Raw genomic sequence first — 18,714 nt, forward strand, 5'->3', positions numbered from 1 at the left:
CGCATGTTGCAGATCAACACCAGCAAGGTGAGCCGCTGGGACCAGCACGGGCGGGAACATGTCGTCCGCGTGCAGCGCAAGGGCGCGCAGCGCATGATCGTGTGCGACACCTGCGGCTGGAAGAAGAGCGCGCAGTTCCTGCCCTGGCTGAAGGCGGAGGAGCATCTGGCCGAGGAGCACCAGGCGACGGTGGACCCGTCCGACGGCTGAGCGGGGAGCGATGAGTTCACGAGGCGAGGAGAGTCGTCACTGGCGTAACAGCTACGACTCCCCGGACCGGAAGGCCGACCGATGAGCTCTCTCCACGACACCCTGCGGCAACGCGTCGACGACGGCACCGTGCCGGGGGCGGTGGGCCTGGTGGCCCGCGGAGCCGACGTCGAGGTGGTGGCCGTCGGCTCCGCTGACGTCGAGGGCACCGCGCCGATGGCCCGCGACTCGATCTTCCGGATCGCCTCGGTCAGCAAGCCGGTCACGGCGGCGGCGGTCCTGGCGCTGGTGGAGGACGGGCGCCTCGCGCTGGACGCCCCGGTGGCGGAGTGGCTGCCGGAGCTGGCGAAGCCGACGGTGGTCCGCACGCCGTCCTCGCCGGTCGAGGACGTGGTGCCCGCGGACCGGCCCGTCACCGTCGAGGACCTGCTGAGCTTCCGGGCCGGGTGGGGATTCCCGGACGACTTCTCTCTGCCGGCCGTCCAGACGCTGCTCGCCTTCCAGCAGGACGGCCGCGCCCCCTACCTCCAGCCCGGCCCGGACGAGTGGCTGGCCGCCCTGTCCCGGATCCCGATGGTGCGCCAGCCGGGCGCCGCGTGGCTCTACAACACCTGCTCGGACCTCCAGGGTGTCCTGGTCGCCCGGGCCTCGGGCTCGTCCTTCCCCGACTTCCTGGCGGAGCGGTTCTTCGGACCGCTGGGCATGACGGACACGGCGTTCACCGTCCCGGAGTCGAAGCGGGCCCGCTTCACCACCGCCTACGCCCCGGGCGAGCGGGGCACCCTCCGGCAGTCGGACACCCCGGACGGCGGCTTCAGCCGGCCCCCGGCCTTCCCCTCGGGCGCCGGCGGCCTGGTCTCCACGGCCGACGACCTCCTCGCCTTCGGCCGGATGCTCGCGCACGACGGCACGGCACCGGACGGCACCCAGGTCCTCTCCCCCACCTCCGTGAGCCGCATGACCACCAACCACCTCACCGCCGCCCAGCGCGAGGCCGCGACCCTCTTCCTGGAGGGCCAGGGCTGGGGCTACGGCGGCCAGGTCGACGTCACCCCGGTCGACCCGTGGAACGTCCCCGGCCGCTACGGCTGGGTCGGCGGCACCGGCACCACCGCCCATGTCGTCCCCCCGACGGGCACGGTGACGATCCTGCTGACCCAGGTGGCGATGACCAACCCGACACCGACACCGCTGATGCGGGAGTTCTGGCGGTGCGCGGCCCGGAGCTAGGCCGTCTCCGCAAAGTCCCGCCGTCCGCCCGGAGGGCCGGCCCGGCGGCGTCCGGTGCGCGCTCTGAGGTTGCCCCGGCCGGAGGCTGGGGTGCCGGGCGGAAGCCCTCGTACTGGTTGCACGTGGGCTTGCGCCCGGTGCGGCGAGTGGGGGCACCTCTCACGCCCTTGAGGCAGTGGCGGAGCGTGCCGGGCGTCGCGGGGGGGCAGGCGGGACTCCGCGGACACGGCCTAGGCCGGACCGGAGAACCTCTCCGGCCGGAAGTCCGCGAGCAGTTCGTCGCTCTCGCCGCCGAGGATCTCCGCGGCGAGCAGCCGGCCGAGGACGGGCCCGAGTGTGATGCCGCTGTGGGAGACGGCCTCGTAGTAGCCCGGCACGGACGGCACCGCTCCCACGGAGGGGAATCCGTCGGCCGGGATGGGCCGGAAGGCCACCCGGGTCCCGGTGACGCGGGAGTCGGCGAGCCGGGGAACGACCTGGCGCGCCGATGCGTGGAGCAGCCGGGCGAGTTCCGCGGGGTCCTCCTCGCCGGTGTCGATGAGTGCGTCGGTCTCGCGGCTGTGCAGGACCATCGATCCGTCTCCGTCGGGGCGGATCTCGATGTGGGGCGCGTGCAGGGCCCGGTGGATCGGGACCGGGTTGCAGGCGATCCGGGTGACGACACCGGGTTCCCGGCGCATCGGCAGGTCGCGTGCGACGAGCCCGGCGATGCGGGAGGCTCCGGGGCCGGCCGCGTTCACCACGGCGTCCACGTCGAGGACGCTCCCGTCGGACAGGGCGACGGTCCGGACGCTCCCGTCGGCAGCGGTACCGATGTCGCGGACCTCGGTGTCGGACCTCGACCCGGCGCCGGCCGCGAGCGCTTCGCCGACCAGGCGGCCGACGAGACGGCGGCCGTGCACCCAGGCCTCGTCGGGGTAGAGCAGGACGGGAACGTCGTCGGGCAGCGCGAGAGCCGGTTCGAGGCTGCGGCGCACCTCGGCTCCGGTGGAGAGTTCGACCCGGTAGCCCCAACCGGCCAGCAGTTCCGCCGTTTTCAGGAACCGCGCCTCCGCCGCCGGATCGTCAGCCCAGCGCAGATGGCCGCTCGGATACCACCACGAGTCCGGCCCGATGGCCGCGGCCAGCTCGCGGTGTGCCGCCATGCCCGCGACGTTCAGGTCGAAGTAGGACCTGCGCACGGTCTTGTTGCTGGCGTTGACCCACGAGAAGGACCAGTCGGTGACGCCCTCGCCCGGTCGGCCCGCGTCGAGGAGGACCACTTCGGCGCCCCGCCGGGACAGGTTCCAGCCCACGCAGGCTCCGAGGACGCCCACGCCGATGACGGCGACGCGTCGAGACCGTTCCACGGACCCGATTCCCATGGACCCGATTCTCAGCCCCGCAGCCCTCGCACCAACAGGTCCACGACGGCCTCGAACTCGGCCTGCGCGCCCGGCCGTTCCCACTCCTTGGCGTAGCCCGGGTCGTGGAAGCGGCCGGTGGCCTGGAAGACGGCGGTGGCGGCGGTGCGGGGGTCGGAGGCGGCGAACACGCCGGTGTCCACGCCCGCTTGGATGATCCGGGTCAACTGCCCGGTCAGCTCGTCGAGATGGTCACTGACGACTCCGCCGAGCCCGGTCGCCAGCACGCTGTACGTGGCGAACAGCTCCGGATCGGCGCCCGCCTTGCGCCGCTTGGCCGCGAACAGCCCCGCGAGCCAGCCGCGCAGCCGGGTCTCCGGATCCCGGTCGGTCTCGTCGACGATCCCGGACAGCGCCTCGGCCGTCCGGTCCAGCCAGCGCTGGGTGACCGCCTCGCGCAGCGCCGCCTTCGTGCGGAAGTGCCGGTAGACGGTGCCGTGGCTGACGCCGAGCGCGCGAGCCACGTCCACCACGGTCGCCTTCGCGGGGCCGTGGCGGCGCAGCACCTCCTCGGTCGCTTCGAGGATGCGCTCGGCGGTCAGGGCTTCGCTGGTCGGCGGCATGTCTAGACGGTACCCGGCACCGCGATCAGCGTTCGCTGTCGAGCATGGCCATCTGCGCGGGGGCGTACCGCTCGCCGGCCGCCGCGTCCGCCGGTACGGCCGCCTCGATGGCGGCGAGGTCGGCCGCGTCCAGGGTCACGTCCAGCGCGCCGAGCGCCTCGCCGAGCCGCTCGCGGGTCTTGGCACCGACCAGCGGCACGATGTCCGTGTGGTGCCGCCGGCCCTGGGAGAGCACCCAGGCGATGACGATCTGTGCGACGGAGACGCCCTTCTGCTCGGCGATCTTGCGCAGGGACTCGACCAGGGTGAGGTTGTGCTGGAGGTTGTCGCCCTGGAAACGGGGCGTGCGGGCGCGGAAGTCGTTCGCGGCGAAGCCCTGGCCGGGTGTGACATGGCCGGAGATCAGCCCGCGGGAGAGCACGCCGTACGCGGTGACGGCGATGCCCAACTCGCGCAGGGTGGGCAGGATGTCCCGCTCGGGGCTGCGTGAGATGAGCGAGTACTCGATCTGGAGGTCGGCGATGGGGGCGGTGGCGGCGGCCCGGCGGATGGTCTCCGCGCCGACCTCGCTCAGGCCGATGTGGCGGACGTATCCCTTCTCGACGAGTTCCGCGATGGCGCCGACGGTCTCCTCGATCGGCACGGCCGGGTCGAGCCGGGCGGGGCGGTAGACGTCGATGTGGTCGACGCCGAGGCGCTGGAGGGAGTACGCGGCCCAGGTCTTCACGGCGTTCGGGCGCGCGTCGTAGCCGAGCCACGCGCCGTCCGGGCCACGGTGGGCGCCGAACTTCACGCTGGTCAGCGCGTTCTCCCGCAGGGCGGCCGGGGCGGTGCGCAGGGCCTCGCTGATCAGCAGCTCGTTGTGACCCATGCCGTAGAAGTCGCCGGTGTCGAGCAGGGTCACGCCGGCTTCGAGGGCGGCGTGGATGGTGGCGATGGACTCGGCGCGGTCCGTGTCGCCGTACATGCCGGACATGCCCATGCAGCCGAGGCCGAGGGCGGAGACCTGGGGGCCGGTGGTTCCGAGGTTTCGGGTTCGCATCGTCATGCCCTCCACCCTGCCCTATCAAATGACAGATTTCAATATCTGTCATTCCAACTCTGTCATCCGTCATGCCCGGCTGGTCCAGACCTCTTGACTAAAGGTCTGGACCACGCGCACTCTCGTGCCAGCACTGTCATGCCTACGACACCTCACCGCACCCCCACCGGGAGGCCCCGTATGCTCCGCCGCCTGCTCACCGCCGCCCTGACCGCGGCCGCCCTCGTCGTCCCCCTCGGAATCGCCACCGCCCCCACCGCCTCGGCGGCCGACACCTGCGCCGTCAAGTCCCGCCCGGCCGGCAAGGTCCTCCAGGGCTACTGGGAGAACTGGGACGGCTCCGCCAACGGCGTCCACCCGCCCTTCGGCTGGACTCCGATCACCAACTCGGCGATCGCCACGCACGGTTACAACGTGATCAACGCGGCCTTCCCGGTCATCCGCTCCGACGGAACGGCCCTCTGGGAGGACGGCATGGACACGGGCGTGAAGGTGGCCACGCCCGCCGAGATGTGCGCGGCGAAGGCGTCGGGCCAGACGATCCTGATGTCGATCGGCGGCGCGGCGGCGGGCATCGACCTCAGCTCGTCCACCGTGGCCGACAAGTTCGTCGCGACGATCGTCCCGATCCTGAAGAAGTACAACTTCGACGGCATCGACATAGACATCGAGACGGGTCTGGTCGGCAGCGGCAACATCGGCCAACTCTCCACGTCCCAGGCCAACCTGATCCGCGTCATCGACGGCATCCTCGCCCAGATGCCGTCCAACTTCGGCCTGACGATGGCCCCGGAGACCGCCTACGTCACCGGCGGCAGCATCACGTACGGCTCGATCTGGGGCGCGTACCTCCCGATCGTGAAGAAGTACGCGGACAACGGCCGCCTGTGGTGGCTCAACATGCAGTACTACAACGGCAGCATGTACGGCTGCTCCGGCGACTCGTACTCGGCCGGCACGGTCGCGGGCTTCACCGCCCAGACCGACTGCCTCAACAAGGGCCTGGTCGTCCAGGGCACGACGATCAAGGTCCCCTACGACAAGCAGGTCCCGGGCCTGCCCGCCCAATCGGGCGCGGGCGGCGGCTACATGACCCCGTCCCTGGTCTCCCAGGCCTGGACGCACTACGGCACGTCCCTCAAGGGCCTGATGACCTGGTCGATCAACTGGGACGGCTCGAAGAACTGGACGTTCGGCGACAACGTGAAGGCGCTGCAAAGGCGTTGAGGTTCACCTGGCCGTGAGGGCGAGCTTCGCCCCGAGCGCCACGAACGACCCCGCGAAACTCCGCCGCAGCCATGTCATCACCCCCGGCCGTGAGACGACGTGGCTGCGGACGGAGGCGGCGAGGACGCCGTACGCGGCGAAGACGACGAACGTCGCCAGCATGAAGACTCCGCTGAGCGCCACCATCCGTACGGCGGAGTGGGGTTCGTGGGGACTCACGAACTGCGGCAGGAAGGCGAAGAAGAAGATCGTCAGCTTCGGATTGAGGATGTTGATCAGCACTCCCCGGACGATCACGCGGCCGGCGGAAATGGGCGCGCTGTCCTGGTCGACGTCGATCGCCGCCTTGTCCTTCACGGTCGCCCAGGCCATGTACAGGAGATAGGCGACACCGGCGTACTTGAGAACCTGGAAGGCGGCGGCACTGGCGTTGAGCAGCGCGGCCAGCCCGACGACGGTGGCCAGCACGTGCGGCACGATCCCGAGCGTGCAGGCGAAGGCCGCGAGGACGCTCGCGCGCCGTCCCCGGGAGAGACCGGCGGCCAGGGTGTAGACGACGCCGGTGCCGGGGGTGGCGACCACGACGAGGGTGGTGAGGAGAAAGGCGAGGCTCATGAGGCCAGCCTGGCGGTGCCGCGGACCTCGTGGCAGGGCCAATGGGCCGCTGGTGTCGGGGACCAATCACCAACGCCGGACGGGCGTTTCAGCCCGTCCGGCGTTTCGGTTCAAGCAGACCTAGGCACCGATCAGGCGACCCGCGAGGTAGCCCTCGATCTGGTCGAGAGACACCCGCTCCTGCTTCATCGAGTCGCGCTCGCGGACCGTCACCGCGTTGTCCTCAAGGGTGTCGAAGTCGACCGTCACGCAGTACGGCGTGCCGATCTCGTCCTGGCGGCGGTAGCGGCGGCCGATGGCGCCGGCGTCGTCGAACTCGATGTTCCAGTTCTGCCGCAGCGCCTGGGCGAGGCCCTTGGCCTTCGGGGACAGCTCGGGGTTGCGGGAGAGCGGGAGCACCGCGACCTTCACCGGGGCCAGACGGTGGTCGAGGCGCAGCACCGTGCGCTTCTCCAACTTGCCCTTGGCGTTGGGCGCTTCGTCCTCGACGTACGCGTCGAGCAGGAACGCCAGCATCGCGCGGCCGACACCGGCGGCCGGCTCGATGACGTACGGCGTCCAGCGCTCCTGGGCCTCCTGGTCGAAGAAGTGGAGGTCCTGGCCGGAAGCCTTGGAGTGCGCGGTGAGGTCGTAGTCGGTGCGGTTGGCGACGCCCTCCAGCTCACCCCACTCGTTGCCGCCGAACTGGAAGCGGTACTCGATGTCCGCGGTGCGCTTGGAGTAGTGGGAGAGCTTCTCCTTGGGGTGGTCGTACCACCGCATGTTCTCCTCGCGCAGACCCAGGCCGGTGTACCAGTTCCAGCGCTCCTGCATCCAGTACTCCTGCCACTTCTCGTCCTCGCCCGGCTTGACGAAGAACTCCATCTCCATCTGCTCGAACTCGCGGGTGCGGAAGATGAAGTTGCCGGGCGTGATCTCGTTGCGGAAGGACTTGCCCATCTGCGCGATGCCGAACGGCGGCTTCTTGCGCGAAGTGGTCAGCACCTGGCCGAAGTTGGTGAAGATGCCCTGGGCCGTCTCGGGGCGCAGGTAGGCGATGGAGCCGGTGTCCTGCGTCGGGCCGAGGTGGGTGGAGAGCAGGCCGGAGAACTGCTTGGGCTCGGTGAACTGGCCCTTGTTGCCGCAGTTGGGGCAGTTGACGTCGGCGAGGCCGTTCTGGGGGGCGCGGCCGTGCTTGGCCTCGTACGCCTCCTCCAGGTGATCCGCGCGGAACCGCTTGTGACACGCGGTGCACTCGGTCAGCGGGTCGGAGAAGGTGGCGACATGGCCGGAGGCGACCCACACCTCGGGGGCCAGGATCACGGACGAGTCGATACCGACCACGTCCTCGCGCGACGTCACCATGTAGCGCCACCACTGGCGCTTCAGGTTCTCCTTGAGCTCGACACCCAGGGGTCCGTAGTCCCAGGCGGCCTTCTGGCCGCCGTAGATCTCACTGCACGGGTAAACGAAGCCACGGCGCTTGCTCAGGCTGACGATGGTGTCGATCTTGTCGGCGGCCACGATGCTCTCTTCATGACGAATGGACGGTAATGAGGGGCGGCGCGGAGCGCCTCGGTGGGGGGTGGTGGTCGGGAGACGGGCGGGCGAATGACTCAGGTTACCGGCGTCTCCTGCCCTCGTATCAAATCGGTTCCCTGAGCACAGCTTGTTGACAACGGTTTCCATCTCAGTTGAAAATGACTGTCATGAACGTACGACGACGCCACATATCCGGGATCGCGATAGCCGCGGCCACCGCCCTCGGCCTCGGGACCCTCTCCGCGTGCTCCGACAGCGCGGCGGCCGCCAACACCGACAAGTTCGACGTCGTCGCGTCGTTCTACCCGCTGCAGTACCTCGCCGAGCAGATCGGCGGCAGTCACGTCCACGTCACCAGCCTCACCAAGCCCGGCCAGGAACCGCACGACCTGGAGATCAGCGCGCAGCAGACCGCCGCGCTCGGTGAGTCCGACGCGGTGCTCTACCTCAAGAACCTCCAGCCCGCCGTCGACGACGCGGTGAGCCAGTCCGGGCCCAGGACGAGGATCGACGCGGCCTCCCTGACCACGCTGGAGAAGCACGGCAACGAGGTCGGCGGCCACGCGGCCTCCCACGACACCTCCAAGAACGAGGAACTGGCCGGCCTCGACCCGCACATCTGGCTCGACCCGGTGCGCTACGCCCAGGTCGCCGAGGGCGTCGGCAAGGCCTTCGAGAAGGCCGACCCCAAGAACGCGGCCGACTACAGGACGCGCACCGCGGCCCTGGTCGAGAAGCTGGACGCGCTCAACACGGAGTTCAGGACCGGGCTCGCGAACACGAAGACCAAGGTGTTCATCACCACCCACGCCGCCTTCGGCTACCTCGCCGAGCGCTACGGCCTCACCGAGGAGGCCATCAACGGCCTCGACCCCGAGTCGGAGCCCAGTGCCGAGCGCGTGAAGGACCTTGAGAAGATGGCCAAGGCCGACGGCGTCACCACGGTGTTCTACGAGACGCTCGTCAGCGACAAGACCGCGAAGACCGTCGCCGCCGACGCCCACCTGAAGACCGACGTCCTCGACCCCATCGAGGGCATCACCGCCAAGTCCCGCGGCACGGACTACTTCTCGGTCCAGCGGGCCAACCTCAAGGCGCTGCAGACCGCGCTGGGAACCAAGTGACCGTTACGGAGGACGTCATGGGCGAGCCCGTCATATCGCTGCGCGGAGTCCGCGCCGAGCTGGGCTCGCGCCCCGTCCTGCGCGGCATCGACCTCACCGTGCACCGCGGTGAGGTCGTCGCGCTGCTCGGCGCCAACGGCTCCGGCAAGTCGACCGCGATCCGCACGATCATCGGCCAAGTCCCGCTCAGCGAGGGCGAGATCGAGCTCTTCGGCACGGACCGGGCCCGCTTCCGGGACTGGCGGCGCGTGGGTTACGTACCGCAGCGCACCACGGCCGCGGGCGGGGTGCCCGCCACGGTCACCGAGATCGTCACCTCCGGCCGCCTCTCCCGCACCCGCTTCGGCCTGCTGCGCAAGGCGGACCACGCGGCCGTACGGCACGCCCTGGAACTGGTCGGGATGGCCGACCGCGCCAAGGACTCGGTGAACGCCCTGTCCGGGGGCCAGCACCAGCGGGTGCTGATCGCCCGCGCGCTCGCCGCCGAACCCGAACTGCTGATCATGGACGAGCCGATGGCGGGCGTCGACCTGGCCAGCCAGCAGGTGCTCGCGGACACCCTGTCCCGCCAAGTCGCCGAGGGCACGACGGTGTTGCTCGTCCTGCACGAACTCGGCCCGCTGGAGCCCCTCATCGACCGCGCGGTCGTACTCCGCGACGGCTGCGTCCAGCACGACGGGCCTCCCCCGCGCGCGCTCGGCCAGCACGCGCTGCCCGGCCACGACCACGTACACCCGCACTCGGCGGCGGACGCCGAACCGATCCGCACGGGACTGCTGAGCTGATGGACCTCCTGAACTACGCCTTCATGCAGCGGGCCCTGCTCGCGGCCGTCCTGGTCGGCATCACCGCCCCCGCCGTCGGCATCTACCTCGTCATGCGCCGCCAGGCCCTCATGGGCGACGGCATCGGACACGTCGCCATGACGGGCGTGGGCCTCGGCTTCCTCCTGAACACCTCCCCGGTCTGGATGGCGACCGGGGTCTCCGTCCTCGGCGCGATCCTCATGGAACTGATCCGCTGGTACGGCAAGACCCGCGGCGACATCGCCCTCGCGATGCTCTTCTACGGCGGTATGGCCGGCGGCGTGATGTTCATCAACCTCGCGCCCACGGGCTCCAACGCGAACCTCACGTCGTACCTCTTCGGATCGCTGTCGACGGTCTCGCAGTCCGACGTGACCGCGATCTGTCTGCTCGCGGCCTTCGTGGTGGTGGTCACGCTGGGGCTGCGCAGGCAGCTGTTCGCGGTCAGCCAGGACGAGGAGTTCGCGCGGGTCACCGGAGTGCCGGTGCGCGCGCTGAACCTGCTGACGGCCGTCACGGCGGCCATCACGGTGACCGTCGCGATGCGGGTCGTCGGGCTGCTGCTGGTGTCGGCGCTGATGGTGGTCCCGGTGGCCGCCGCCCAGCAGCTGAGCCGGAGCTTCGCCGCGACCTTCGTGATCGCGGTGGCGATCGGCGTGAGCGTGACCATCGGCGGCACGGTCACCTCGTACTACCAGAACGTCCCGCCCGGCGCGACGATCGTGCTGCTGACCATCGGCGCGTTCATCGCGCTCACCGCCCTCGCGGCCCCACTGGCCCGCCGCCGGGCCCGGGCGGCGGCCGCCGCGCGACCCGCCGGGGACCCGGTGGAGTGCGTGATTCCAGCCACCCGGGGGGCCGCCGACGAGGTCGGCGTCTGACCAGGCACAGTCCGGGCTGGCACAATGGCCCGGCAAAGTGCAGACGTGAGGAGGCAACGGTGACGACGGCCGGCCCGCCCGTGAAGGGACGATCCACCCGCCAGCGTGCCGCCGTGTCGGCGGCGCTCAACGAGGTGGACGAGTTCCGCAGCGCCCAGGAACTGCACGACATGCTCAAGCACAAGGGCGACTCGGTCGGCCTGACCACGGTCTACCGCACGCTCCAGTCCCTCGCCGACGCCGGTGAGGTGGACGTCCTGCGCACCGACGAGGGCGAGTCCGTCTACCGCCGCTGCTCCAGCGGCGATCACCACCACCACCTGGTCTGCCGCGTCTGCGGCAAGGCGGTCGAGGTCGAGGGCCCGGCCGTGGAGAAGTGGGCGGAGGCGATCGCGGCGGAGCACGGCTATGTGAACGTGGCCCACACGGTGGAGATCTTCGGCACCTGCGCGGAGTGCGCGGCGGCGGCCGGTCAGGCCTAGATCCGGCTGAGGTGGGCGTCGAGTATCGCCCGCAGCCGTTCCACGTCGGCGGGGTCCTGGACGGCGCGCTTGGGCAGCAGTGTGAAGTGGGCGGCGTTCTTCTCGGGGCTGAACATGTAGAAGCCGTCCGCCGTCTCCCGGTAGCGGGGCTGCACGCTCCAGTTGAGCGAGGTGAACGAGTCGTCGGTGGCCACGGTCACCCCGGCTTCCGTCACGGTCACCCGGATCACCCCCCGCCGCTCCGCGAGGCGCTGGAACTGGCGGGCCTGGATCCGCGGCAGAAACACCAGGACCACCACCACCGCGAACACACCGGCGATGAGCGGGATCGGTACCGACCTGCCGTTGGCCAGCGCGCTCGCAATCGCCAGCACGGCGAAGAAGGCCCCGATGCCCAGCAGCCAGAGTTGTCTTCGCGTCGACGGGATGAGCCCCCTGCGCGCTCTCAGCGCCGCCGCGAAGTCCTCGACGACCGGCCGGTACTCCAGCTCGACCACTCGCCCTGTCACGTCGTCCCGCCCCATGTCCATGAGGCGGGATGTTAGCCGCCGGGGTCAGCCCTCCTCGGGCCGACCCCGCATCTCCGCCTCCATCGCGAGCAGCTTCTCGTTCGGCACCGCGCCGCCGAACCGCCGGTCCCGCTGGGCGAATTCGACGCAGGCGCGCCACAGGTCGCGGCGGTCGAAGTCGGGCCAGAGGACGTCCTGGAAGACCATCTCGGCGTAAGCGCTCTGCCAGATCAGGTAGTTGGAGGTGCGCTGTTCCCCGCTGGGCCGGAGGAAGAGGTCGACCTCGGGCATGTCCGGGTAGTACATGTACTTGGCGAAGGTCTTCTCGTCGACCTTGGCCGGGTCCAGCCGCCCCGCCCGCACATCCTCGGCCAACGCCCTTGCCGCGTCGGCGATTTCGGCCCGCCCGCCGTAGTTCATGCAGAAGTACAGCGTGAGCGCGTCGTTGTTCTTGGTCTGCTCCTGGGCGATCTGGAGCTCCTTGGCGACCGACCGCCACAGCTTGGGCATGCGGCCCACCCACCGCACCCGGATGCCGAGTTCGTCGAGGGTGTCGCGGGTCTTGCGGATGAAGTCGCGGTTGAAGTTCATCAGGAAGCGCACCTCGTCGGGCGAGCGCTTCCAGTTCTCGGTGGAGAAGGCGTACAGGGAGATCGCGCCGACACCCATCTCGACGCCGCCCTGCAGCACGTCCAACACCCGCTCGGCGCCGACCTTGTGGCCCTCGGTGCGCGGCAGCCCGCGCTCCTTCGCCCACCGCCCGTTCCCGTCCATGACGATCGCCACGTGCTTCGGGATCAGCTCACCGGGCAGCTTCGGCGCACGGGCTCCGGACGGGTGCGGCTCAGGCGCCTTGTACTCGCGCCGCTGGCGCCCCAGGATCCCGCGTACGGCCATGTGCTTCTCGTCTCCTCTGTACTTACCTGTACTCGTCCGTGCCTACGACTTTTCCACGTACCGCAGCGAGCGCAGCCCGCGTTCCAGATGCCAGTGCAGATAGGCGGACACCAGCCCGCTCCCCTCCCGCACATGGCGTGCCTCGCACGAGTCCGCCGTCTCCCAGTCCCCCGTGAGCAGCGCACCGAGCAGTTCGAGGGCCTGCGGTGAGGGTACGACGCTCCCGGCCACCCGGCAGTCGGCGCAGACGACCCCGCCGGACGCCACGGAGAAGAACCGGTTGGGCCCCGCCATCCCGCACTTCGCACAGTCCCCGAAGCTGGGGGCGTATCCGTTGACGGCGAGCGACCGCAGCAGAAACGCGTCGAGAATCAGATGCGGCGCGTGCTCCCCGCCGGCCAGCGTCCGCAGCCCGCCCACCAGCAGCAGATACTGCTGTACGGCGGGCTCGCCCTCGTGGTCGGTGAACCGCTCGGCGGTCTCCAGCATGGCCGTACCGGCGGTGTACCGGGCGTAGTCGCTCACGATCCCGCCACCGTACGGAGCGATGGTCTCACTCTGGGTGCACAACGGCAGCCCGCGGCCGACGAGTTCGCTGCCCCGCGCGAAGAACTGCACGTCCACATGCGAGAAGGGCTCCAGCCTGGCCCCGAACTTCGACTTGGTCCGCCGCACCCCGCGCGCCACCGCGCGTACCCGCCCGTGACCCCGCGTGAGCAGCGTGATGATCCGGTCCGCCTCACCGAGTTTCTGGGTGCGCAGCACGATGCCGTCGTCGCGGAACAGACTCATGGGGTCCATTGTCCCCTACGGCCCGGTGGCCCTACGACGTTCCCGGGCAGCGCCGCTTCAAGGCACCTCGCCCCGGCTGCGGGCGTTCGCGTACGCGGTCGCCGCCCTCAGCCGCTCGGCGGGGGTCGCGTCGCGCACGGCGGCCGGTTCGGCGTCCCACTCCCGTCCGCCGCCGTACGGCCGCAGCTGGACGTAGGGTCCCTCGTGGCCCATGACGATGCCCACTCTCCCGGTCCGGGTGTCCACGGCGACCGATCCGACCGGCGGTTTCATCGTTCTCCTCGCACCCGAATCCGGAATTCCCAGCAGTGTGCCCACACCTGACTCCCCCGCCATTCCGAGTTTCACTCTTCCCAACTCCAGCGTGCCCGTTGAGCCCTACACTCGGCAGCAGTCTGTCGACAGCAAGTCAAGTGCGGTGCAGACCAAGGGGGTTGGTCATGGCCAACGGTTCGCGGCTGGCGGCCTGGGAGTTCTTCGGGGCCGAGCTGAGGCGACGGCGTGAGGAAATGGGCCTCTCGCAGGCACAGTTGGGGGCGCTCGTGTTTGTCTCCGGCGCATATATCGGCCAATTCGAACACGCTATTCGGAAACCGCAGATGGAGCTGGCCATCCGGTTCGACGAGATTCTGCAAACCGACGGTATTTTCGAGCGCCTCTGCCTGGGCCTGATCAACGACAGGCGGTACGCCGACTACTTTGCGAAGGCGGCGGAGCTGGAGGCGCTGGCGACGAAGATCTGCGAGTTCGCACCCGCTCTGGTCCCGGGGCTGTTGCAGACCGAGGAGTACGCACGCGCGGTTACCGTCGCAACGAACCCGCTCTCGGCGGAGGAGTACATCGAGGACAAGGTGGACGGTCGGATGGACCGATCGCGCATCCTCAAAGACGCGACACGGCCGCTGTATTGGGCGATCCTGCACGAGAACTCGTTGCGGGTTCCGGTCGGTGGTTCCGCCGCCATGGCCAGGCAACTGGATCACATCACAGCGCTTATGCGTGAACGGACGGTGCTGGTACAGGTGTTGCCGTACTCGGCGGGAGCGTACTCCGTCATGACGGGGTCACTGAAACTCATGGAGTTCGACGACGCCCCGCCAACTGCCTATACAGAGGCGGTGTATTCGGGGAATCTGCTGGACGATCCTGCTGTGGTGAAGCACGCGTACGCGGCATACGATCTGCTCAGGGCCGCCGCGCTGTCGCCGGAGGTGTCCCTGACTCTGATCGAATCGGCGGCGGAGGACCACAGACGATGCGCGAGTACGACCTGAGCAAGGCCAGTTGGCGCAAGAGCACATACAGCGACGGCAACGGCGGCGACTGCGTCGAGGTAGCCGACGGAGTCGCCGGTGTCATCCCCGTCCGGGACAGCAAGGTGCCTGTCGGTGGGCCGGTGATCGTGGTCGGGGCGGGGGCGTGGACGCAGTTCGTCGACTCTCTCATCCCCTCCCGTCGCTGAACGCCCGGCGGGCGCACGGCCTCCCCGACCGCACGATGACGTCATTCGACGCCGGGCGGATCGTCCGGCCCGACCTTCTTCCACAACTCGTCGAACCGGACGATCTGTTCGGTCACACGGGAGCCTCGGGCGTTCAGTTCGTTCCGGCGCTCCTCGCGTGCCACGTCCGAGTTCATCTCGAAATACAGTTCCCCGTCGAAGATCATGAAGTCCCGCAGCCCGCCGCGTCCCACACCGTCCCGCAGTTCGGACAGGACCGCGATGCGTGTCTTAATGCCCATCTTCCGCTGGGCCCGGTTGATCTCCTTGAACTTGTCGTCGATGTCGGCCAGGCGCGACACGATGAACAGGCGCCGCACCGTCACCCTGCGCCGCTCGATCGCGTCGCGCTGCGCCCTCAGATAGTCCTGGGCCTCCTTGGTTCCCCAGTAGTCGAAATCCACGAAGGTGCTGGTGGCGTCGATGCTGCGTACCGCGTGGCGGGTGAGGCGCGTGAGTTGGTCGCCCGGGTCCCCCTGCCAGCCCACGACCATCGTGGCCAGGTCCTCCACGAACGTGGCGAGGCGGTCCAACTCGCCGCGCGCGAAGGCCTTGGAGATCTCGGGTCCCCGGTCGCCCAGCCGCGCCGCGCTCTCGACCAGTCGCCGGACCTCCTCAGCACCCATCCCCGACCGCTCCAGATCACCGAAGAGTCTGGTGACATCGCCGACCAGCTGGAACTTCTCCTGGACCATGACCTTCATCTCGCGGTGATGCTCGGCCAGCCCGTCCTGGATCGCGCCGCTCTGCGCGCCCTGGCCGTGCTCCACCGACGCCAGCCGTCGCTCGAAGTCGATCAGGTACTGGACGATGAGCGCGGCACCACCGATGACGACGGAGACCGCGAGCTGCCACAGTTCGTCCTGGGACTGGTCGATCAGGTTGGTGATCACGTACGCGACCGTGGCCACGGCGAGGGTGACCAGCGTCTTGAGCAGGACGGGAGGTATGCGCACTCCACCCGCCGACACCGGACCGGGCGCCCCGGACTCTCCGTCCATGACTGTCCTTCCCCCGCAGGATCATTTCCGGGACCCGCGCCGATCAGTGCGACGCCAGCGCCCTGTGCAGCAACGGTATTGCCTGGACCGCCAGTTGGTCACGGACGCGTTGGACCATCGTCTGCCACTGCCGGGTAAAACCGGGTTCCCGTTCGAGCACCTCCCACAGGTGTCGCAGCGTCCGGTCCACGTGTGCGCGCGGCATCCACAGATGCAGCAGGTGATCGACAGCCGGACGCAGCGCCAGGATCGCCGCGGGTCCGTCTGCCGCGCCGAGCCGACTGTTCTCCAGCATGCGCACCACTGTGGTCAACAGCCAGTCGTGCATGGCGAGGTCCTCGCACAGCCCGGCGACGGCGGCGGCCGGGACGCTTCCCGGCACGCGGAGTTCGACGGTGCGCAGCCCGTCCTCGGCCAGGGTGAAGCGGTCAAGTACCGGTTCCTGGTCGTCGGACGTGCGTAGCGCGGCCCACCGCAGGTGTGTGCGGCGGAACTTGAAGGGGGCCTTATGGTCGAGGAGCGGATGCCGGACCAGTTGGGCCAGCAGTCCTTCGGCGATCATCCCGAGGTCCAGTTCGCTGCGCCCGCCGCCTCTCAACACGCCCTCGGCAACGGACTGTTGAGGCAGTCTCCCGAACGGCTCGACCACGCCCGGCCGTACCAGGTAGTGCCCCCAGGGACGGCGTACGTCGGGGCCCTCGGCGGAGCGCTGAAGTAGGCGGTGGACTGGAGGACGCGGCCCTCGGTGAGCGCCGCGCGGGCTGCCACCGTGCCGACGCCGCGGACCTTGGCGCCGTTCGAGGTGGGCAGCCGGCAGTCGACTCCCGTCAGGACCTCGGGCGAGATGGCGTAGAGGTTGGGCCGTTCGGAGACGCGGACGTGTTCGTCGGCGCGAAGCCTGAGCAGTTGGGCGGCGGCCCGGCCGTCCAGTGCCTGGAAGGACGGCAGCAGACCGGTGCGCACCTCGCCGCAGGCGAGGACCTCGCGTACGGGCCGGCCGGGTGTCGTCATGTCAGCTTCCGTCCGTGGCTGCCGAGTTGGCGGGTTCCTCGTAGAAGAGGTAGGTGGCGCGCTGCGCGACGGCCTCCGGTACCGCGAGGCCTTCGGCGGCGGACCGGGTGGCGACCTGGGCGAGCGCTCCGGAGTCCACGTCGATCTGGTCGAGGATGAGCCGGACGGCGTCCTCGACGGCGAGGAAGCGGTTCGGCATCAGTGTGCAGGTGCGGTAGGCACTGAACGGGACCCGGGAGTCGTTGAGTTGGAGCAGCGGTGGCAGTCGGTCCCAGTCTCGCGGGAGGTCCCCGCCGTTCCACGGCTGCGGAGTTAACACGGGCCTGCCCAGGTGTCGCAGCAGACCGAGACGGGCCAACTGCCATACGGCGGACAGGAACGGGCAGGACCACAGGCGGCCCCGGTCCGTCTCGGACCACAACTCGACGTCCATGAAGACCGAGTGGTTGCGGGCCGCGGTCTCCTGGGGCGGCTGCCAGGCGGTGATCTCGGCGAGAGCGCTGCGGGTTGGCCTGGTCCGCAGCCCGTTGGCGAGCCAGCCGGTCCGGCTGACCGGCGGGCGGGAGCCGTGGCTGCCCGGCGGCGGCGACTCCACCAGGCGGTGCATCACGGACTCGGCCAGTTCGATCCGGTCGGCGACCGCGCAACCCGATTCCCGAGCCAGGTAGTCGATGACGAGACCGGCTCGCTCGGCCTCTTCGAGGACCAGCGGAACGAGTTCGGCGGGGGTGGAGAAGCGGGTGAAGTAGTCGTCGATCAGGAAGCAGGTGCTGATGCGCGGGCGCCTGCCGCCGGTGCGGCGGGCGGCGGAGGCGCGGGCCGCGTCCGCCCAGATCCGTACCTCGGCGAAGTGCTCGCGCAGCCGCGCGGGACCCGCCTCGAAGTCCTCCATGTACAGGTGGCCCAACTCCAGGGAGAGATGGGCCAACGCCACGGACTGGGTGCGCGGGTCGGCGGTGGTCTCCCGGAAGACGGTCTCGGTCATGCCTCCTCCCAGTACTTGTCGTCGGTGAGCCGCGCCGCCAGGTCGCTCAGCGCCTGCCAGGTCTCCATGGTGGCGATCTGGCTGTCCAACACGTCCTCGTCGGTGATGAGTTGCTCCCGCCACTGCAACACCGGTTCCAGCGGCACCGAGCCGAGCAACTGGCTGTAGCCGATGCCGTGATAGGAGGCGAGTTGCTTCAACTCGGTGTCGCACTGCTCCATCCAGGCCGACTGGGTGGGCGTGGCCTGCGACCACAGAGCCGAGTCGGGGTCGGGTACGGCGGCCCGTACAAAGCGGATCGCGCCGCGCAGCCTGTCCTCGTCGTGGCCGCGGGCGACACCGGCCGCGACGATGCCGCGTTTGCCGTAGACCAGGCTGGCGGCGGCCTCGACGTGCTGGCGGGTCCAGCGGTGGAAGATCAGCCAGCGGGCCTCGGTGCGGGCCAGTTCACGCTGTGCGGTGGCGGCCAGCACCATGTCGACGGCGTAGCTGCGGCCGGCGCTGAGGTCGACGACGATCACGTCGAACTCGGCGTTGAGACGCAGCAGGAGGTCCACGCAGCGGTACAGGTTGTCGTCGGAGGTGGCGAACTCCCCGCCGGTGAGGTCACCGGGCAGCAGGATCAACCGGCCCGAGCCGGGCGGCTGGTTGCGCAGCACCCGGTGTTCGGTGTCCGCCCACACGTCGATTCTCACCGGCTCGCCGACCTCGCCGATCAGGTAGGAGTGCAGTCCGCGGTCCTCGGCCGCCTGACGGGCGTCGGGCACGTCGAAGACGGCCGAGGCGGTGGGCGAGCCGAAGTCGAAGTCCAGGTAGCAGACGTCGTCCCCGGTCAGCGCCCGCTGGTAGGCGAGGTTGGCGCTGGTCACGGAGCGGCCCGTGCCTCCCTTGTCGGAGGCGGCGAAGATCAGCAA

The 18,714-nt window shown here is 69.7% G+C and carries 21 protein-coding genes and 1 pseudogene; 9 read left to right on the top strand and 13 right to left on the bottom strand.

The window, feature by feature from the left end; translation table 11 throughout:
• Positions 1–3 precede the first annotated feature (3 nt).
• A complete protein-coding gene (locus ACWDEW_RS05585; RefSeq protein WP_450509904.1) occupies positions 4–210 on the top strand; it encodes a hypothetical protein in 207 nt (68 codons plus the stop codon).
• An 81-nt stretch (positions 211–291) separates the two neighbouring features.
• Positions 292–1,440: a serine hydrolase domain-containing protein gene (locus ACWDEW_RS05590; RefSeq protein WP_450509906.1), complete on the top strand. Its 1,149-nt coding sequence runs from the start codon at positions 292–294 to the stop codon at positions 1,438–1,440.
• Between the two features lie 230 nt (positions 1,441–1,670).
• Here the strand turns inward: ACWDEW_RS05590 and ACWDEW_RS05595 are convergent, their stop codons facing one another.
• Genes ACWDEW_RS05595 through ACWDEW_RS05605 form a run of 3 tightly spaced genes read right to left on the bottom strand, consistent with a single transcriptional unit; the run spans position 1,671 to position 4,454 of the window.
• The gene (locus ACWDEW_RS05595; protein ID WP_450509908.1) at positions 1,671–2,804 is read right to left on the bottom strand and encodes an NAD(P)/FAD-dependent oxidoreductase; all 1,134 of its coding nucleotides are present in this window, start codon (positions 2,802–2,804) and stop codon (positions 1,671–1,673) included.
• An 11-nt stretch (positions 2,805–2,815) separates the two neighbouring features.
• Positions 2,816–3,406 (bottom strand): TetR family transcriptional regulator, encoded by a 591-nt coding sequence (locus tag ACWDEW_RS05600; protein WP_450509910.1) that lies wholly within the window; start codon positions 3,404–3,406, stop codon positions 2,816–2,818.
• 25 nt (positions 3,407–3,431) lie between these two features.
• Positions 3,432–4,454: an aldo/keto reductase gene (locus ACWDEW_RS05605; RefSeq protein WP_450509912.1), complete on the bottom strand. Its 1,023-nt coding sequence runs from the start codon at positions 4,452–4,454 to the stop codon at positions 3,432–3,434.
• A 174-nt stretch (positions 4,455–4,628) separates the two neighbouring features.
• Between ACWDEW_RS05605 and ACWDEW_RS05610 the strand changes: the two genes are divergently transcribed.
• Positions 4,629–5,675, top strand: coding sequence for a chitinase (locus tag ACWDEW_RS05610; RefSeq protein ID WP_450509914.1), 1,047 nt, complete (start codon positions 4,629–4,631; stop codon positions 5,673–5,675).
• 3 nt (positions 5,676–5,678) lie between these two features.
• Here the strand turns inward: ACWDEW_RS05610 and ACWDEW_RS05615 are convergent, their stop codons facing one another.
• Positions 5,679–6,290: a LysE family translocator gene (locus tag ACWDEW_RS05615; RefSeq protein WP_450509916.1), complete on the bottom strand. Its 612-nt coding sequence runs from the start codon at positions 6,288–6,290 to the stop codon at positions 5,679–5,681.
• Positions 6,291–6,410: 120 nt separating this feature from the next.
• A complete protein-coding gene (locus tag ACWDEW_RS05620; protein WP_450509917.1) occupies positions 6,411–7,793 on the bottom strand; it encodes a glycine--tRNA ligase in 1,383 nt (460 codons plus the stop codon).
• Positions 7,794–7,978: 185 nt separating this feature from the next.
• On the opposite strand from ACWDEW_RS05620, the gene ACWDEW_RS05625 reads away from it, so the two are divergent.
• From ACWDEW_RS05625 to ACWDEW_RS05640, 4 genes are read left to right on the top strand one after another with little or no spacing between them, the layout of a single operon-like run.
• Positions 7,979–8,935, top strand: a complete 957-nt coding sequence (locus ACWDEW_RS05625) for a metal ABC transporter substrate-binding protein (RefSeq protein ID WP_450509919.1) — start codon at positions 7,979–7,981, stop codon at positions 8,933–8,935.
• A gap of 17 nt (positions 8,936–8,952) precedes the next feature.
• A complete protein-coding gene (locus ACWDEW_RS05630) occupies positions 8,953–9,720 on the top strand; it encodes a metal ABC transporter ATP-binding protein (RefSeq protein WP_450509921.1) in 768 nt (255 codons plus the stop codon).
• The gene (locus ACWDEW_RS05635; RefSeq protein WP_450509923.1) at positions 9,720–10,622 is read left to right on the top strand and encodes a metal ABC transporter permease; all 903 of its coding nucleotides are present in this window, start codon (positions 9,720–9,722) and stop codon (positions 10,620–10,622) included. The genes ACWDEW_RS05630 and ACWDEW_RS05635 overlap by 1 nt, the downstream gene beginning before the upstream one ends.
• 59 nt (positions 10,623–10,681) lie before the next feature.
• Positions 10,682–11,104, top strand: a complete 423-nt coding sequence (locus ACWDEW_RS05640) for a Fur family transcriptional regulator (RefSeq protein WP_362970424.1) — start codon at positions 10,682–10,684, stop codon at positions 11,102–11,104.
• Here the strand turns inward: ACWDEW_RS05640 and ACWDEW_RS05645 are convergent.
• Genes ACWDEW_RS05645 through ACWDEW_RS05660 form a run of 4 tightly spaced genes read right to left on the bottom strand, consistent with a single transcriptional unit; the run spans position 11,101 to position 13,575 of the window.
• Positions 11,101–11,634 carry a YcxB family protein gene (locus ACWDEW_RS05645; RefSeq protein WP_450509924.1) on the bottom strand — a complete coding sequence of 178 codons (534 nt, stop codon included), beginning with the start codon at positions 11,632–11,634 and terminating at the stop codon, positions 11,101–11,103. The genes ACWDEW_RS05640 and ACWDEW_RS05645 overlap by 4 nt on opposite strands.
• Before the next feature lie 24 nt (positions 11,635–11,658).
• The gene (locus tag ACWDEW_RS05650) at positions 11,659–12,510 is read right to left on the bottom strand and encodes an isoprenyl transferase (RefSeq protein WP_381248277.1); all 852 of its coding nucleotides are present in this window, start codon (positions 12,508–12,510) and stop codon (positions 11,659–11,661) included.
• 42 nt (positions 12,511–12,552) lie between these two features.
• On the bottom strand, positions 12,553–13,302 hold the full coding sequence (gene recO, locus ACWDEW_RS05655; RefSeq protein WP_450509926.1) for a DNA repair protein RecO: 750 nt from the start codon (positions 13,300–13,302) through the stop codon (positions 12,553–12,555).
• A gap of 57 nt (positions 13,303–13,359) precedes the next feature.
• Positions 13,360–13,575 carry a hypothetical protein gene (locus ACWDEW_RS05660; protein ID WP_450509928.1) on the bottom strand — a complete coding sequence of 72 codons (216 nt, stop codon included), beginning with the start codon at positions 13,573–13,575 and terminating at the stop codon, positions 13,360–13,362.
• A 167-nt stretch (positions 13,576–13,742) separates the two neighbouring features.
• Between ACWDEW_RS05660 and ACWDEW_RS05665 the strand changes: the two genes are divergently transcribed.
• Both ACWDEW_RS05665 and ACWDEW_RS05670 read left to right on the top strand, forming a co-directional pair.
• Positions 13,743–14,576 carry a helix-turn-helix domain-containing protein gene (locus tag ACWDEW_RS05665; RefSeq protein ID WP_450509930.1) on the top strand — a complete coding sequence of 278 codons (834 nt, stop codon included), beginning with the start codon at positions 13,743–13,745 and terminating at the stop codon, positions 14,574–14,576.
• Complete coding sequence (locus tag ACWDEW_RS05670; protein WP_450509932.1) at positions 14,558–14,764, top strand: DUF397 domain-containing protein; 207 nt, start codon at positions 14,558–14,560, stop codon at positions 14,762–14,764. The genes ACWDEW_RS05665 and ACWDEW_RS05670 overlap by 19 nt, the downstream gene beginning before the upstream one ends.
• A gap of 41 nt (positions 14,765–14,805) precedes the next feature.
• On the opposite strand, the gene ACWDEW_RS05675 is transcribed toward ACWDEW_RS05670, so the two are convergent.
• The 4 genes and pseudogenes from ACWDEW_RS05675 to ACWDEW_RS05690 all read right to left on the bottom strand — a co-directional run bounded on the left by ACWDEW_RS05675 (position 14,806) and on the right by ACWDEW_RS05690 (position 18,714).
• Positions 14,806–15,804 (bottom strand): hypothetical protein, encoded by a 999-nt coding sequence (locus ACWDEW_RS05675; protein ID WP_450509934.1) that lies wholly within the window; start codon positions 15,802–15,804, stop codon positions 14,806–14,808.
• 43 nt (positions 15,805–15,847) lie between these two features.
• Positions 15,848–16,815 (bottom strand): annotated as a pseudogene (locus tag ACWDEW_RS05680) (SCO2521 family protein).
• 1 nt (position 16,816) lies between these two features.
• Positions 16,817–17,800, bottom strand: coding sequence for an SCO2522 family protein (locus tag ACWDEW_RS05685; protein WP_450509936.1), 984 nt, complete (start codon positions 17,798–17,800; stop codon positions 16,817–16,819).
• Complete coding sequence (locus ACWDEW_RS05690) at positions 17,797–18,714, bottom strand: SCO2523 family variant P-loop protein (RefSeq protein WP_450510165.1); 918 nt, start codon at positions 18,712–18,714, stop codon at positions 17,797–17,799. The genes ACWDEW_RS05685 and ACWDEW_RS05690 overlap by 4 nt, the downstream gene beginning before the upstream one ends.

The organism is Streptomyces sp. NPDC001100 (assembly GCF_053598575.1).

Bases quoted from the DNA above. Each gene is read 5' to 3' on its own strand.
- ACWDEW_RS05590 (WP_450509906.1), top strand. From the start codon at position 292: ATGAGCTCTCTCCACGACACCCTGCGGCAACGCGTCGACGACGGCACC.
- ACWDEW_RS05650 (WP_381248277.1), bottom strand. From the start codon at position 12,510: ATGGCCGTACGCGGGATCCTGGGGCGCCAGCGGCGCGAGTACAAGGCG.
- ACWDEW_RS05685 (WP_450509936.1), bottom strand. From the start codon at position 17,800: ATGACCGAGACCGTCTTCCGGGAGACCACCGCCGACCCGCGCACCCAG.
- ACWDEW_RS05660 (WP_450509928.1), bottom strand. From the start codon at position 13,575: ATGAAACCGCCGGTCGGATCGGTCGCCGTGGACACCCGGACCGGGAGA.
- ACWDEW_RS05615 (WP_450509916.1), bottom strand. From the start codon at position 6,290: ATGAGCCTCGCCTTTCTCCTCACCACCCTCGTCGTGGTCGCCACCCCC.
- ACWDEW_RS05600 (WP_450509910.1), bottom strand. From the start codon at position 3,406: ATGCCGCCGACCAGCGAAGCCCTGACCGCCGAGCGCATCCTCGAAGCG.
- ACWDEW_RS05630 (WP_450509921.1), top strand. From the start codon at position 8,953: ATGGGCGAGCCCGTCATATCGCTGCGCGGAGTCCGCGCCGAGCTGGGC.
- ACWDEW_RS05625 (WP_450509919.1), top strand. From the start codon at position 7,979: ATGAACGTACGACGACGCCACATATCCGGGATCGCGATAGCCGCGGCC.
- ACWDEW_RS05670 (WP_450509932.1), top strand. From the start codon at position 14,558: ATGCGCGAGTACGACCTGAGCAAGGCCAGTTGGCGCAAGAGCACATAC.
- ACWDEW_RS05610 (WP_450509914.1), top strand. From the start codon at position 4,629: ATGCTCCGCCGCCTGCTCACCGCCGCCCTGACCGCGGCCGCCCTCGTC.
- ACWDEW_RS05585 (WP_450509904.1), top strand. From the start codon at position 4: ATGTTGCAGATCAACACCAGCAAGGTGAGCCGCTGGGACCAGCACGGG.
- ACWDEW_RS05665 (WP_450509930.1), top strand. From the start codon at position 13,743: ATGGCCAACGGTTCGCGGCTGGCGGCCTGGGAGTTCTTCGGGGCCGAG.
- recO (WP_450509926.1), bottom strand. From the start codon at position 13,302: ATGAGTCTGTTCCGCGACGACGGCATCGTGCTGCGCACCCAGAAACTC.
- ACWDEW_RS05645 (WP_450509924.1), bottom strand. From the start codon at position 11,634: ATGGACATGGGGCGGGACGACGTGACAGGGCGAGTGGTCGAGCTGGAG.
- ACWDEW_RS05605 (WP_450509912.1), bottom strand. From the start codon at position 4,454: ATGACGATGCGAACCCGAAACCTCGGAACCACCGGCCCCCAGGTCTCC.
- ACWDEW_RS05595 (WP_450509908.1), bottom strand. From the start codon at position 2,804: ATGGGAATCGGGTCCGTGGAACGGTCTCGACGCGTCGCCGTCATCGGC.
- ACWDEW_RS05635 (WP_450509923.1), top strand. From the start codon at position 9,720: ATGGACCTCCTGAACTACGCCTTCATGCAGCGGGCCCTGCTCGCGGCC.
- ACWDEW_RS05675 (WP_450509934.1), bottom strand. From the start codon at position 15,804: ATGGACGGAGAGTCCGGGGCGCCCGGTCCGGTGTCGGCGGGTGGAGTG.